We start from the raw sequence: 14,924 nt of genomic DNA, 5'->3' as shown, positions 1-14,924 counted from the left end.
CGAAAACCCAACGGCGCGACGGAACGGCGTGTCGTGCGGTGTGTCGCCCCGCACCCGTTCTCGACCGAGGGAGTCGTAGGGCAGGCGACATCCCGACGAACCCGGAAAAAATGATTTCGTTCGGGGCCGAGCGGCAGGTGCGAAGTGAAGCGAGGAGCGAGTTTCGCTTAATCGCGCTACCTCCGCTTCCGCGAATGGTCGCGAGTTTCTCTCATGGCTGAGGGTCGAATCATCGTTTTCCGCGAAGACCGCAACAATCGGAGCCGGCACTACGGCTACATCGTCGACGAAGCGCTTGGGCAGGGGTACGACCGTGAGCTAACCGTGTACTTTGACGAGCGCGATCTCGTCGGCTGCGACCCGAGCGAGATCGACGCGCCGCATACGAGGGTTGGCTTTGAGTACGGCATACGAGGTGTCGGTCGAAACCCGCGCGCGCGTCATGTCCGGCTTCTGCCAATGCCTGAAACGCTCGGCCGAGTCGTCAAGGTCAAGCCAAACGATCGCGGCTACTATGGCTTCCTGCATGCCGATGGCGAGACGCGCGATTATTATTTCACCGACCGAAGCGTAATAAATTGCGATGTGCCGCTTTTGGTTGGGGCGCGAGTGCGGTTCTGGTATGACAACGGCCGCTTGAATGAGCGCGCATACCGCGTTCAGCTAGTCGAAGAAGAATAAAGCCATTGTCAAACATGATCCACGGCTAGGATTTGGCCGAGCACCCGGATCCTCAATCCGTAGCGCCGGACTGCGCTGCTCTGTATTTTATTCGATTCTGCCGCTCGGCTTACACAAACGCGCTGCGACGGAAGAGTGGTTTGTATCGCTAACAAATGATCTTTGTTACCGTTCCTCACTGGGACGCTTCACGATGGCAGGAGATCCCAGTTAGCGCCATCCGCGTTGTGACGAGATGGTGAGTTTAGCCGATGCTTTAGATTGCGCTCGGTCTCTTTTACTTACGGCAACTGAAACGGAGATAGGGAATATAGTGGCGCTTAGGCGTCATCTTGTCGCTCTGGAGGACTGAGCGGCGTTAACTCGCTCGGTCGTCAAGTTACCAGACCACCAATGTTGGTAGGTCATCGAAGGCCGCTCTCTCGCTAAAGTCCCACTGTACCCTGAGGTTACGAGCCTCACGGGAAGCAGGGTAGGCTAGCCTTGTAATCCCCCGAGGCTACCTACCAAGCCGGCGGCACGTGATAGGGACAGCGCCTTTCTACCTCGGATGGCGGTGCCAAGTCATGTCGCCCCAGGTATCCGGCGAAGCGGATGCGGCAGAGATGGCGCCTTTAACCATCCTCCCCCGGTGGAAAAACGTGCTGAGTCGCATCCGCGCTGCCCTTCTCGAACCGCCGATTGTGCCTAGTTTTAGCGCCTGCCGATTGGTCGGCGTGATGCACCCGGACAACCTCATATTGAGAAATCGAACGCATCTTCTTCGATACGAAAAACCACGTGGAGCGCGCCCCCGGTGAACGGCCCATGCGTGATCCGAATGGCCGATCTTGCTCCGCCGAAGAGCCGCACCGGCCGAAGCCTGAAGTCATAGCGGCGATCAGTGTTGAACGTGCAGTGGACTAGCTGGCGCCAATCCGGGGGCGGAGTCCCCTGCGGCTGCCGGTGATTGCAAGTGGCCAATGGGATCGTGTCCCTGAGCGTGGTGTAACTGGCGGTGGGACACCGCGTTCGCCGGCAAGAGCCGGACTGGTCAGCTGGCGATAGCCGGGAGGCTGACGGTTGGATCATCGCTCAACGGCGCGATGGTTTCCAGCGTCATGTAACGGGCGCGCTGGACGGCCCATTCATCGTTCTGTTCGAGCAGGATCGCGCCGATGAGGCGGACGATGGCGTCCTCATTGGGGAAGATGCCGACGACCTCGGTCCGGCGCTTGATCTCGCCGTTGAGGCGCTCGATCGGGTTGGTCGAGTGCAGTTTGGTGCGGTGCTGCGGTGGGAACGTCATGTAGGCCAGCACATCGGTCTCGGCCTCGTCGAGGAAGCCGGCGAGCTTGGGTAGCTTGGGGCGGAGCTGATCGGCGACCTTCCGCCATTGGGTCTTTGCGGCCTCGGCATCGTCCTGGGCAAACGCGGTGGCGATGAAGGCGGAGACGACGCGCCGCCCGCTCTTGCCGGCATGCGCCAGCGCGTTGCGCATGAAGTGCACGCGGCAGCGCTGCCAGGAGGCGTTGAGCACCTTGGCGACGGTCGCCTTGATGCCCTCGTGGGCGTCGGAGACGACCAGCTTGACGCCGCGCAGGCCGCGGCGGGCGAGCTTGCGCAGGAACGCCGTCCAGAATGTCTCGGCCTCCGAGGGACCAATGTCCATGCCGAGAACTTCGCGCCGGCCATCGCTGTTGACGCCGACCGCGACGATCACCGCGACCGACACGATGCGCCCCTGCTGGCGCACCTTCACGTAGGTGGCGTCGATCCACAGATACGGCCAATCGCCCTCGATCGGGCGAGCGAGGAACGCCTTCACCTTGTCATCGATCTCCGCGCACAGCCGCGAGACCTGGCTCTTGGAGATGCCGCTCATCCCCATCGCCTGCACCAGGTCGTCGACGGAGCGGGTCGAGACGCCCTGCACATAAGCTTCCTGCACCACGGCGGTGAGCGCCTTCTCGGCCATCCGGCGCGGCTCCAGAAAGCCGGGGAAGTAGGAGCCTTTACGCAGCTTGGGAATGCGCAGCTCGACCGTGCCGGCGCGGGTCTCCCAGGTCCGGTCGCGGTAGCCGTTGCGCTGCGCCAGCCGCTCGGGGTTCTTCTCGCCGTAGGCGGCCCCGGTCTGGCCTTCCACTTCCAGCTCCATCAGGCGCTGGGCAGCAAAGCCGATCATCTCGCGCAGCAGATCCGCATCAGGGGTCTTCTCCACGAGCGTGCGCAGGTTCATCATCTCATCGGTCATCGGTGGTTCCTCGAATCAGGTTGGTGTCAGCAACCCGACCCTACCGGCGAACTGCCGGTGACCACCGCAAAGCCGCCCGCCCGCTACGGCGCCATGGGAGGGCGCGCGTGCGGACGGCTTTGCTCTACCGAGCTACACCATCATCGGGGAGTACGTCATGCCAAGCTGATGGTTGCTTGTGGGTGCAAGTCCCATCCGGCCAAAGCCCTAGCAGGCGAGCCGGGACCGAGTCTTGCGGGCGTCGCGGCAAGGCGGGGTCTGAAGTGTAGACAGGAGCCATGCGGGGTGCGGGAATGAGCCTCGAAAGGTGGAAGTTCGCGGAGGCCGAGTGTGTTCCCTAAGCACGAAGGCAGCACGAGCACCGTCGATAGGCGAGACGATGCCGCTCCGTCGGGGTCGATGGTCGGATCACGCATGGAAGGTAATCATCGGAACATGAGAGGCCCGACCGGGTCCATTGGATTGGTCTCCAGTGGGGGACAGCGGCAAGGCATTGCCAGAGCCGCGGTCCGAGCCGAGGTCGGGAGTCGGACTGGTTCGTAGTACCTGTGAAGTCGTCGAAGGTAACGAGACGCATGGAGGGAAGGGACCAGCCCGAGGGGAGCTTGCGCGAGAAGGTCAGGGTCCGGACGCAGAGCCGGGTTACCTTGCTGAACCTCGAGCGGGTGAACGCGGCGGCCAAGCAGGCTGCCCAAACCCGGTTCACGGCCCTGCTGCACCACATCGATGAAGACGCTCTGCTTCGGGCGTTTCGGCGACAAAAGCGGCAGGCCAGCGCGGGGGTCGATGGGGTGACGGTGGCGAAGTACGAAGAAGGGCTCACGGATAACATCCGCGACCTCTGCGCACGGGTCCACACTGCTCGTTACCGGCCACAGCCGGTGCGGCGCGTCTACATTCCCAAAGCCGACGGCGGCAAGCGGCCTCTCGGTGTGCCGGCGCTCGAGGACAAGATCGTCCAAAGCGAGGTGTTGAGTGCCGTCTACGAGGCCGACTTCCTGGGGTTCTCCTACGGCTTCCGGCCGGGGCGTAATCCGCACATGGCGCTTGATGCTTTGCATACAGCGATCATGAGTCAGCGCGTGAACTGGGTGCTCGATGCCGACATTCGCAGCTTCTTCGACTCCGTCGACCACGAGTGGCTGCTGCGGATGGTGGCGCACAGGATCGCCGATCCTCGTATCCTACGGCTCATCGAGCTGTGGCTGCGAGCTGGCGTTCTTGAGAGCGGCGAGAAGCAAGAGACGGACAGGGGCACGCCGCAAGGGGCAGGCATCAGCCCGCTCCTCGCCAACATCTTCCTGCACTACATCCTCGATCTCTGGACCAATCAATGGCGTCGTCGCCGCGCACGCGGTCGCATCGTGATCGTGCGTTATGCGGACGACTTCGTCATGGGCTTTGAGAGCAAGGCGGACGCGCAGGAAATGCTCTTGGACCTCAAGGCGCGGCTGGCCAGCTTCGGCCTGACGCTTCATGAGGACAAGACGCGGCTGATCGAGTTTGGCCGGTTCGCGGCCCTCTCGCGTCAGCGGCGTGGCGAGCGGCGGCCAGAAACCTTCGCCTTCCTGGGCTTCACCCACTACTGCGGGCGGACCCGGGATGGCCGGTTCATTGTGAAGCACAAGACGGAAGGGAAACGCCTGACGCGGAAGCTGACGGCGTTGCGCCAGGAGGTCTGGCGGTTCATGCACGCGCCACTGGCCATGCAACACGAATGGCTCACCGCCGTTCTGCGCGGGCACTATGGCTACTATGGCAGGCCGCACAATTATCCGGCGCTCAACGGCTTCTACCGCGAAGTGCGTCGGACCTGGCTGCGCTGTCTGAGACGGCGTAGTCAGAAAAGCCGGCGCATGGGCTGGCCGGAGTTCGAGACCCTGACGGCTTGCTTTCGACTGCCCGTTCCACGCATCACTCGCACTTGGGCGCAGGCGCGGATATGACGCGGGTTACCCTCGGGAGGAGCCGGGTGCGGGAAAGCCGCATGCCCGGATCTGTGAGGGCGAAAGCCGAATGGCTGAGCTACTCGACCACGACCGCCAATGGCTATCGTCTAAGCGAAAACGTCGATATTACTCTCCTCGGCAAGTGCCGGTCCGCCGCTTTTTTGTTTGTAAAGTTGCCATGCAAGTCTGTCAGCTTTCGGTAAGCCAGCTTCGATAAAGAATGTCTGGGTTTAACGGGGGCGTGGCAGGGACAGCGCATGAGCTGAAGGACCACCATGTGCCGAGTTACGCTTCCGTTAAGCTCATTGCAGTGCGGATGCGGCAGGGATAGTGCCTCATGATGCCCCCCGGCCTCCAGGCGCCGAGCCGCGTTCGCACTGCTTCTAACTCACGGGTTAGGTCTAATTCTGGCTGTTTCGCTTGTTTTGCGAGCGATGCGCGCCCGATCTGGTTATTGCCGCCTCGTGAGGCTGAATTTTGTGGTTAGCTGAGTGGCAGGGAGAGAGCGCTGCCCCTGTGTATGCTGGGGGATAAACACGAATCAAGTTCCGCCAAGTTCAGCTCACGGTCCGGGCGGGCAGGGACTGCGTCTTCTCCAAAGCAACCAGCGGGCCGCCGGCCTGCACTGCCTCCGATCAATCATCCTGGAAAAGAAGGAGGACGCGTGGGCTGAATGCGTTTACTGTTGTCTTGGTGCGATTATGTCCACAAATTGGGCCTTGACCGACACCGTCGCCATTCCTTCAACGCGGCGGTCCCTATTGGACTTCCGAGCTCTCGCACATCGTTCTCGGTCTGGATTTACTCCGCCAACTTTTGCTCATGCGCATTTGGCCTTGTCATTCTCTTTTATGCAACGCGCCCGTGTCTGGACATGCTGGTGCCTCCAATTTGTTCAAAGACAGAGATCCACCTCTGCCGACGAGGATGGGATCAACCAATTTTGGTAGGTGCCCTTCGATACTTCTCCAAGTTACTACTTTGTAGCCCTGAGAATTTGAGCCTCATGGGAGCAAAGGTGGCCAGCCCCGATCTTCGTGACTGGGTTGGCCACCAGCGCTTGCGACACGAGCCCGCAGGGGCAGCGATAGGCCAAGAAATGCATATATTCGAGCGGCATATCGCCTCCCTGCGGTCGCAAGCGCTTGCGGTACTTGCAACTAATCAGGCCCGTGCCGTCGATCAGTCTCTGGGATCATCAGACCGCCAGGTCGCCTCATTCAGCATCGACGAAGTTCAGGCGATGCTAGCCATACTCGATTGCGTGAAACACAACCTGCGGCCGAAGGAAGCACGACAGATCGCTGCGCGCATACGCGCGGTTCTAGAGACGCCGCACCGGCGGCAGCCAGTTCGGGTAGCATGTCTTTGAGGCCAGGTGTGGGCTTTCAGCAGGTTGGCCAGCAGATCATGAAAGAGAATCGAAGCTTTAGCTCACGCAGGGATCAAATGGACACGTAAAAGAATTGGCTTCTGATCCCGAAGCCCGAGGAGAGGCTATTGTGCCGAGCGCGATCGTAAGTGGCCTGGATTGCGATCTATCAACACGCGCCATCGCCAAGCTAAATCCTGCCTGCCACATGCGCTGAAGGAAGCTTGTCGCAAGGTGCCATACTGCCAAATAATCGCAACCGACGTCAGCACCTCCGGAAACGGAAATCTACACCGCAAATTATCGATGCGGACCCGAGTGGTCGCCGACTTTGACGGCCGGCCAGCGAATCGGTCGAAGCCCTACACGGCGGCCTGAAAACCTGCAAACCAAGAAAGTCTTGTGGCTTTGATGGCGCAACCAAATGGTATTTTTATCCATCAGCAAGCCTTTTTCGAGGCGTTGATTTCTTTTCCTCCTGCGGAAGGTTGACAATTTTCTTCCACGCTCCTTAGGAAGGTACCGAGCTGCGCGAACCTCAACCTTCTTCAAATGAGAAAAGTATTCGCTGCCAATCATGAGAGGGAGGCCAACCTTCAATGTCGCGGCGCGATCACCCTCGATCCACATCCCGATTTCAGCGGCCATTCCAGCAATGAGATTCGTGAAGATCCGGAACAAGAACTCCGGGGCGCCGATCTCGGCCCATGTTACTCTCGGTACACGCAGGCCGCGTTGTTGTGTTCTCAATGGCCCGACGCGATACGCCCGTGACCAACTCATTGTTTGCTGTTTCGCCCTTTGGACGAGCAGCAATTAACTGAGTTGAGGCCGAAGAAGCACCCCAAAATCAAACTGAGGTCCAAATGAGCCACGTTTCGGAGCAGCCGATCGACCGAATTACAATTCCCTTTCTGCAGCGGTGGAAGCAAGACGGCCGGCGTATCGTCATGACAACTGCCTACGACGCGGTTGCGGCGCGTATCGCGGACCCTACAGTAGATATCATTCTCGTCGGTGACAGTGTAGGTAACGTTTGCCTTGGCTTCGAAAACACGCTTCCAGTGAGTGTCGCGATGATGAACCATCATCTGGAAGCCGTGGTACGCAGTAAGCCTCGTGCTCTGCTCGTCGCCGATATGCCTTTCCTTAGCTTCCACGTCAGCGTCGGGGAAACGATACGCAACGCCGGCGGATTTCTGCAGCGAGGCGCGGCTGCGGTGAAACTCGAGGGCGGCAAGAGAATCGACATGGTTCGTGCGCTTGTCGATTGCGAGATTCCCGTGATGGGGCACCTTGGCCTTATGCCCCAGAGCGTCAACGTCATGGGTGGTTTCAAAGTGCAGGGCCGAAAAGCGGACGAAGCGCTGCGGCTTCTCGATGATGCTCACCGTCTGCAGGACGCTGGCTGTTTCGCTTTGGTATTGGAGGGCATTCCGGCCGAGCTTGCCGCTCGAGCGACCGATTCCTTGACGATACCAACGATCGGAATCGGTGCGGGCCCGTACTGTTCCGGGCAGGTGCTCGTGTTTCACGACGTGCTGGGCCTGACTGAAGGTCATCGGCCCAAATTCGTCCGCGCCTATGCGGAAGGCTTTCAGCAGTTGCAAGATGCGCTTTCTCGCTGGGCCGCGGATGTCCGGGGCGGTGCGTTCCCCGGAGCGCAAGAGTCCTATCGACTTCCGGAAGGGATCGGCGAGGCCATTGCCAACTGGGCGCCGTCCAACTCAATTTAATGTAGAGCTCGAAATGCAAACAATCACCACCGTCGCTGAACTTCGCCATACTCTTGAAAAATGCCGCAGGGCCGACCAACTGGTCGGTTTCGTGCCGACGATGGGCTATTTGCATGACGGACACCTGGCGCTAATCGCGGCGAGCCAGGCGAAATGCGATGTGACCGTCGTAAGCATCTTCGTTAACCCGACTCAGTTCGGACGAAATGAAGATCTCAGCAGCTATCCACGCGACTTCTTGCGCGATCAAGAACTGTGCCGCGGTCAGGGTGTCGCGATCCTCTTCGCGCCTGGTGCGCATGAAGTTTATCCGAGCTATTTCGAAACCTTCGTTGAACCGGGCGATCTCGCGAAACCACTGTGCGGAGCCTTCAGGCCTGGACATTTTCGCGGCGTCGCGACTGTCGTATGCAAGTTGTTCAACATGGTGCAGCCCGATGTCGCTTTTTTTGGGCAGAAGGATTTTCAGCAATGCGCCGTCGTGCGTCGTATGGCAATTGATCTCAATCTCCCGATCGAAATTGTCACCGTACCAACCGTTCGCGAGCAGGATGGCCTCGCGATGAGCAGTCGCAACCGCTATCTCAGCGAAGAAGAGCGTCATCAGGCCCTTGCGATCAGTCGTGGACTAGCCGCAGCGCTCAACGAATTTTGCTCGGGAGAGCGCCGCGTTGAAAAGCTGATTGCAGTCGCCAAGAAGCATTTAGAGACCGTCGACACACTACAGTATCTTGAACTTGTTGACGGTGACACGCTCAAAACTGCCGACAGTCCACTGCGGCGCCCCGCGGCGCTTTGTGCGGCCGCTTATGTTGGTTCAACGCGGCTGATCGACAACGTAATATTGACGTTGCCAACTCGGTAGCACAATTCGTAGCCAAACCGCTTCCAGGATATTGAGCTGAAACAAATACCCAAGACTCTGTTCCGACGGGCATATCGGGCTGGCGGCCGAGGGCGAGCTCCGAGACGGCTTGGTTCAGCGAGGAGCGAAGCGGTAGCGCGTGCGTACGAATCAGCGGCCCGTTCGACAAACCTTGGTATATTGCTTCACAGCCGATGCGATATCACCTACTTACCTTTGTAGAGTTGAGCACCGATTATATCGTTTGTATTTTCGATGTCGAACCTAGATCCTCCGATCTGAGCGGCGGTGCGAAGTCTGACCTGATGCCTTGTAAAGAAGTCGGCGCGTTCCAATCGGGTGTTTAGACGAACATCTGAGTCGCCCCCTTTTGGCCGATTTGCACGCAAAAAGGGCAGGAGCTTCACAGAAGGTGCCGTTGTTGAGATCGCGATCGGCTGCCAGTTCGGCGTGCTGGCCTCTCTAGTGCAGTCGCCGTCTTGATGATCATCGCCGTGGTGAAATTTGTCGGCGAATTTGCATCCCACTCTTGAAGGACAAGTCGACATGGCATTTACGGAGCTTTTCATCAAGCGCCCGGTACTGTCTATCGTCGTCAGTCTCTTGATCTTGCTGACGGGCTTGCGTGCCGCCACCCTACTGCCGATCCGGCAATATCCTAAGTTATCCAGCACGGTCATCAATGTCACGACTTCCTACCCTGGTGCCTCCGCCGACATGATACAGGGGTTTATTACCACACCCCTCGAGCAAGCAGTCGCCTCCGCAGAGGGCGTCGACTACATCACGTCCTCGTCTGTGCTTGGCAGCTCGACAATCCAAGTGCACGTCAAGCTTAATTTCGATCCGAATGAAGCGCTCACGGAGGTGCTCTCCAAGGTTAACTCCGTCAAATACCTAATCCCTAAGGAATCAGACGATCCGGTTGTCACAAAGTCAACTGGCCAAGCCACGCCTGTCATGTTTATGGCCTTCTCAAGCGCGGAACTTGCGGCCAGTGCGATCTCCGACTACCTCTCGCGCGTAGTACAACCTGTTATCTCGACCGTCGACGGTGTCGCAACAGCAGAGATGCTGGGTGGCCAGAATTTTGCGATGCGGCTCTGGCTCGATCCTACGAAAATGGCCGGGCACGACGTATCGCCGGCTGAGGTTTCAGCTGCAATTGCCGCTAACAACTTTCAGGCTGCGGCCGGCCAGATCAAAGGCCATTTCACTATCTCTGATGTTACGGCCAATACTGATCTGCGAAGTGTCGATGATTTTAAGCGGATGATCGTCAAAGCCAATGACGGCGGACTTGTGCGCATCGAGGACATTGCGTCAGTCGAGCTTGCCGCGCAGACGACAGACACTAGCGTCACGATGAACGGCGAGCATGCAGTTTTTATAGGCGTGCAGGCAAGTCCACAGGGCAATCCGCTAAAGATAGTGCAAGGCGTACGCGCGTTGTTTCCGGAAATTGAGCGTAACTTGCCGCCATCCATGAGGATGAAAGTGGCCTACGACTCCACCACATTTATCCAATCGTCTATCGACGAGGTGGAGAAGACGCTCATTGAGGCAGCCGTGGTGGTGGTGGTTGTGATCTTTCTTTTCCTGGCCTCGCTGCGGTCGGTCATCATTCCTGTGGTCACTATTCCGTTGTCGCTGATTGGCGTATGCAGCATGATGCTGGCGCTGGGGTTTTCGTTTAATCTGCTGACGCTGCTTGCGATGGTTCTCGCGATCGGTCTCGTTGTCGACGACGCGATCGTGGTGGTGGAGAACATTCATCGCCATTTAGAACAAGGTGCGACGCCCCTGCGGGCGGCTACAAGCGGCGCGCGCGAGATCGTCGGTCCCGTTATCTCGATGACGATTACCTTGGCCGCGGTATATGCCCCAATCGGATTTCTAGGCGGCCTCACTGGCGCGTTATTCCGCGAATTCGCGTTTACGCTAGCAGGAGCGGTGATTGTGTCGGGCGTGATCGCTTTGACGCTATCGCCCATGATGTGCTCGCTATTCCTGAGGCGCGCCGAAGCTGGGCGATTTGCGACAGTTGTGAGTCGCGCCTTCGGCGCCATAACGCGATGGTACGGCCGCAAGCTTGACCGTTCGCTTGACTACCGCCCAGTTGCCGGCCTGTTCGCGCTGACCATGCTGGGCCTTGTCGGCTTTCTCTATATGAATATTTCCAAGGAACTCGCGCCGGAGGAGGATCAAGGTATTGTATTCGCGCTCATGAAAGCACCGAAATACGCCAATATGGACTACCTCGACTATTACGGTACCAAGCTTGGAAACATGTACAAGAAGTTTCCGGAGACTGACGTGAGCTTCGTCCTCAATGGCACTAACGGAAAGCAGAGCGGCATGGCCGGTATGTTGCTCAAGCCGTGGGGCGAGCGCACGCGATCATCGATTCTATTAAAGTCGCTTGTCCAGACCGAGTTATCCAAGATCGAAGGCATTAACGCGTTTGCCTTTAGCTTGCCTCCCTTTCCTGGCGGTACGGATGGCTTACCAGTGCAGATGGTCCTCAATTCGACTCTTGGCTTTCAATCTATCTACGAGGAGATGTCGAAGCTAAAGGATGCTGCGCAGAAGAGCGGTCTGTTCGTGGTGAGCGACTCGGATCTCGAGTTCAACCAGCCGGTGGTACGAATTAAGGTTGATCGTTCCAAGGCTAACGAGCTTGGCATTACCATGCAGACTATCGGTAACGCACTCGCTACCTTACTTGGGGGAAACTACGTCAACCGCTTCAATTTGCAGGGCCGCTCTTACCAGGTGATCCCGCAGGTTCCACGAGAGGAGCGCTTAGCGCCGCAAGCAATCGGGAGTTATTATGTGAAGACTGCGACCGGATCGATGCTTCCGTTGTCGACCATAGTCTCCATCGAGACAGCGACCGATCCGAACGCGCTCACCCACTATAACCAGCTAAATTGCGCGACCTTTCAGGCCGTGCCAATGCCCGGAGTCACGATGGAGCAGGCTTTGGATTTCCTAGAAGCCGAGGCGAAGAAACTGCCCGCGGGCTTCAGTCACGACTTCCTGGCCGATGCCCGCCAGTATGTGCAGGAGGGCAACCGACTCGCGATTACATTTGCGTTTGCACTGATCATCATATTCTTGGTGCTTTCAGCCCAGTTCGAAAGTCTGCGCGATCCGCTCATCATTATGATCAGCGTGCCGATGGCAATGGTCGGGGCTTTGCTTCCGCTGTTCTTTGGCTGGGCCACCATGAACATCTACACGCAGGTTGGACTGTTGACACTGGTCGGGTTGATTTCTAAGCACGGCATCCTAATGGTTGAGTTCGCGAATGAGCTTCAGCTCAGCGACAGACTCGACCGTCGCGCGGCCATCGAGATGGCCGCGCGCGTCCGATTGCGCCCAATCTTGATGACCACGGCGGCAATGGTGGCGGGCTTTATACCCTTGTTGACTGCAACGGGAGCTGGCGCCGCGAGCCGCTTCTCGATCGGACTCGTCCTCGCCGCCGGCATGTCTGTTGGCACGCTGATCACGCTATTCGTGCTCCCGGCGCTCTACGTCACGATCGCGTCCAACCATCGTGGCCCTGCGAGCGCCGACCGCGCGAACGTTGCCGAGCTCCACCTCACCAACGCTCCTGATGCCGAGATGGCCAAGCAATGACCGTCATACCATCAGGTGTGCTCTGTGTGGCGCACTAGGATCACTTCACGCTTCCATGCGCGTCGAGATCTTCGCGTCGTTGGTGTGGTGCAAAGTTGGATGTCTCATTTGTTCGGCGCAGCACGTCGATGATCCGCTGTCGTCCGCTAAGTTGAAGCTGCGCCGGATGCTTACGGCCGGCGAACGCGTAAGCTCGATATCTCGGTAGCCAAAAAGAGTCAGTACTCTCTTGTTAGAAATGTGGACGACCAATCCACGGAGGGCTCTGCCGGCTCGTTCCTTGTTATGATTTATTAGGGACGCAGACTGCTTTTACCAAGATCAAGAAGATCACTCTGACGCCGTCTATCGCTCTCAGCGCGAAAAGCCCGGTATGCCAGCTGAATGCCGTTCTTGAGCGAGGTGGTGGCACGCCAGCCGAGCTCCGACAGCCGACCGACGTCGAGCAGCTTGCGCGGCGTTCCGTCGGGGCGCGAAGTGTCGAAGTTGATCTCACCGCGAAAGTCGATGGCGGCGGCAACCATAAGTGCCAACTCGGCAATGCTGATGTCCTCGCCGGTGCCGATATTGACCGGTTCCGGGGAGGAATAGGTCTTTATCAAATGGATGCAGGCGTCGGCGAGATCGTCGACGTAAAGAAATTCGCGGCGCGGCGTGCCGGTACCCCACACCACGACATCGCTGGCGCCCGATATTTTGGCCTCGTGGAACCGACGGATCAGGCCAGCAAGAACGTGACTGTATTCAGGGTGATAATTGTCTCCGGGGCCGTAGAGGTTGGTTGGCATCACGCTGATGAAATCGGCGCCATACTGGATGCGATAGGCCTCGGCCATCTTGATGCCAGCGATCTTGGCGATAGCATAGGGTTCGTTGGTCGGCTCCAAGGAGCCAGTCAACAGGGAATTCTCTCGCAGCGGCTGCGGCGCCAGGCGAGGATAGATGCACGAGGAGCCGAAGAACATCAGTTTCTCGCATCTGTTGGCATGAGCCGCCTGGATTACGTTGCTCGCTATTGCCAGATTGTCGCGGAGGAAGTCGGCGCGCAGGGTATTGTTGGCGACGATGCCGCCGACCTTGGCGGCCGCCAAGAAGACGACCTGCGGCCGTTTCGCGGCGAACCAGGCATTCACTGCGGATTGATCGCGCAGATCAAACTGGCTGCGTGACGGCGTTAAGAAAGCGACCTGCTCGCGCACCAGTCGGCGCATCAGCGCCGCGCCGACCATGCCGCGATGGCCGGCCACGAACACCGTCTTGCCTTTCAGCTCAAACGCCACGCTCGCCATTTGCTGCGTCCTTCCTGGCTTGTATGAGATCGCTGGCGACCATTTCTTTCACCAATTGCGAGAACGGCGTCTTCGGTGCCCAGCCGAGTTTCGCGCGCGCCTTGCTGGGGTCGCCGATCAGGAGATCGACTTCGGTCGGACGGAAATAGGTCGGATCGAGCTGCACCAGGGTCTTGCCAGAGACCTTTTCGACGCCGACCTCCTCGATCCCCTTGCCTCGCCATTCGATGCTGCGACCGACCTCGGCAAACGCCAGCTCGACAAACTCGCGGACCGACCGCGTCTGGCCAGTCGCGAGTACGAAGTCACCGGGCTCATCGACCTGTAGGATCCTATGCATGCCCTCGACATAGTCGCGGGCATGACCCCAGTCTCGCTTGGCATCGAGATTTCCGAGATAGAGCTTGTTCTCGAGGCCGACCTCGATGCGGGCGACGCCCCGGGTGATCTTGCGTGTCACGAACGTCTCGCCTCGAATAGGACTCTCGTGGTTGAACAGGATGCCGTTGCTCGCGAACAAACCATAGGCCTCACGGTAGTTTACCGTGATCCAATAGCCATAGAGCTTGGCGACGCCATATGGCGAGCGCGGATAGAATGGCGTGTTCTCCTTCTGTGGCACCTCTTGCACGAGGCCGTAAAGCTCCGAAGTCGACGCTTGGTAGAAGCGCGTTTCCTTCTCCATGCCGAGGATGCGAATGGCTTCCAACAGGCGCAAAACACCCACCGCATCGGCATTGGCCGTGTATTCCGGGCTCTCGAAACTGACCTGAACGTGGCTCTGAGCAGCAAGGTTGTAGATCTCGGTCGGCCGTATCTGCTGCACTAGCCGGATCAGGTTGGACGAATCCGTCATGTCCCCATAGTGCATCAGGAACGGCACATCGCCGGCATGCGGATCCTTGTAGAGATGATCGACGCGCGCCGTGTTGAAGGTGGACGACCGGCGCTTGACCCCATGCACCGTGTAGCCGAGACCGAGCAAATACTGGGCGAGATATGCGCCATCCTGCCCCGTAACGCCTGTGACTAACGCAACGCGCCGCTTTGAACTGTGAGCCGCCATGGTCTCCCTTAGTTTCACGGGGAAAGAGCCTCGCTCTGATGCAAAACCATCGCGAATCCCTCCTGGAAGATCTAGATCCGCACGT

Annotated in this window: 9 protein-coding genes; 5 read left to right on the top strand and 4 right to left on the bottom strand. The window is 58.7% G+C overall.

Features of this window, described 5'->3' with window-relative positions; genetic code table 11:
• Positions 1 to 213: 213 nt before the first annotated feature.
• A complete protein-coding gene (locus tag BM222_RS36255; RefSeq protein WP_092239440.1) occupies positions 214 to 681 on the top strand; it encodes a hypothetical protein in 468 nt (155 codons plus the stop codon).
• 1,033 nt (positions 682 to 1,714) lie between these two features.
• On the opposite strand, the gene BM222_RS36250 is transcribed toward BM222_RS36255, so the two are convergent.
• A complete protein-coding gene (locus BM222_RS36250; protein ID WP_092239438.1) occupies positions 1,715 to 2,914 on the bottom strand; it encodes an IS256 family transposase in 1,200 nt (399 codons plus the stop codon).
• 548 nt (positions 2,915 to 3,462) lie between these two features.
• Here BM222_RS36250 and ltrA point away from each other — a divergent pair.
• A complete protein-coding gene (ltrA, locus tag BM222_RS36245; RefSeq protein ID WP_092239436.1) occupies positions 3,463 to 4,860 on the top strand; it encodes a group II intron reverse transcriptase/maturase in 1,398 nt (465 codons plus the stop codon).
• A 1,675-nt stretch (positions 4,861 to 6,535) separates the two neighbouring features.
• Here the strand turns inward: ltrA and BM222_RS40595 are convergent.
• Positions 6,536 to 6,916, bottom strand: a complete 381-nt coding sequence (locus BM222_RS40595) for a hypothetical protein (RefSeq protein WP_143106161.1) — start codon at positions 6,914 to 6,916, stop codon at positions 6,536 to 6,538.
• A gap of 185 nt (positions 6,917 to 7,101) precedes the next feature.
• Between BM222_RS40595 and panB the strand changes: the two genes are divergently transcribed.
• The 3 genes from panB to BM222_RS36225 all read left to right on the top strand — a co-directional run bounded on the left by panB (position 7,102) and on the right by BM222_RS36225 (position 12,484).
• Entirely contained in the window at positions 7,102 to 7,971 is an 870-nt protein-coding gene (gene panB / locus BM222_RS36235; RefSeq protein WP_092239434.1) for a 3-methyl-2-oxobutanoate hydroxymethyltransferase, read from the top strand.
• A gap of 13 nt (positions 7,972 to 7,984) precedes the next feature.
• Positions 7,985 to 8,836, top strand: coding sequence for a pantoate--beta-alanine ligase (gene panC, locus BM222_RS36230; RefSeq protein WP_092239433.1), 852 nt, complete (start codon positions 7,985 to 7,987; stop codon positions 8,834 to 8,836).
• A 546-nt stretch (positions 8,837 to 9,382) separates the two neighbouring features.
• Complete coding sequence (locus BM222_RS36225; RefSeq protein ID WP_092239432.1) at positions 9,383 to 12,484, top strand: efflux RND transporter permease subunit; 3,102 nt, start codon at positions 9,383 to 9,385, stop codon at positions 12,482 to 12,484.
• Between the two features lie 293 nt (positions 12,485 to 12,777).
• On the opposite strand, the gene BM222_RS36220 is transcribed toward BM222_RS36225, so the two are convergent.
• Both BM222_RS36220 and gmd read right to left on the bottom strand, forming a co-directional pair.
• Positions 12,778 to 13,773: a GDP-L-fucose synthase family protein gene (locus BM222_RS36220; RefSeq protein WP_092239431.1), complete on the bottom strand. Its 996-nt coding sequence runs from the start codon at positions 13,771 to 13,773 to the stop codon at positions 12,778 to 12,780.
• The gene (gmd, locus tag BM222_RS36215) at positions 13,754 to 14,839 is read right to left on the bottom strand and encodes a GDP-mannose 4,6-dehydratase (protein WP_092239430.1); all 1,086 of its coding nucleotides are present in this window, start codon (positions 14,837 to 14,839) and stop codon (positions 13,754 to 13,756) included. The genes BM222_RS36220 and gmd overlap by 20 nt, the downstream gene beginning before the upstream one ends.
• Positions 14,840 to 14,924 lie beyond the last annotated feature (85 nt).

Source organism: Bradyrhizobium sp. Gha (assembly GCF_900113735.1).
Taxonomy (GTDB): Bacteria; Pseudomonadota; Alphaproteobacteria; order Rhizobiales; family Xanthobacteraceae; genus Bradyrhizobium.
The sequence above is the reverse complement of the archived record's forward strand: the minus strand, read 5'-3'. Positions and strand labels throughout refer to the sequence as shown.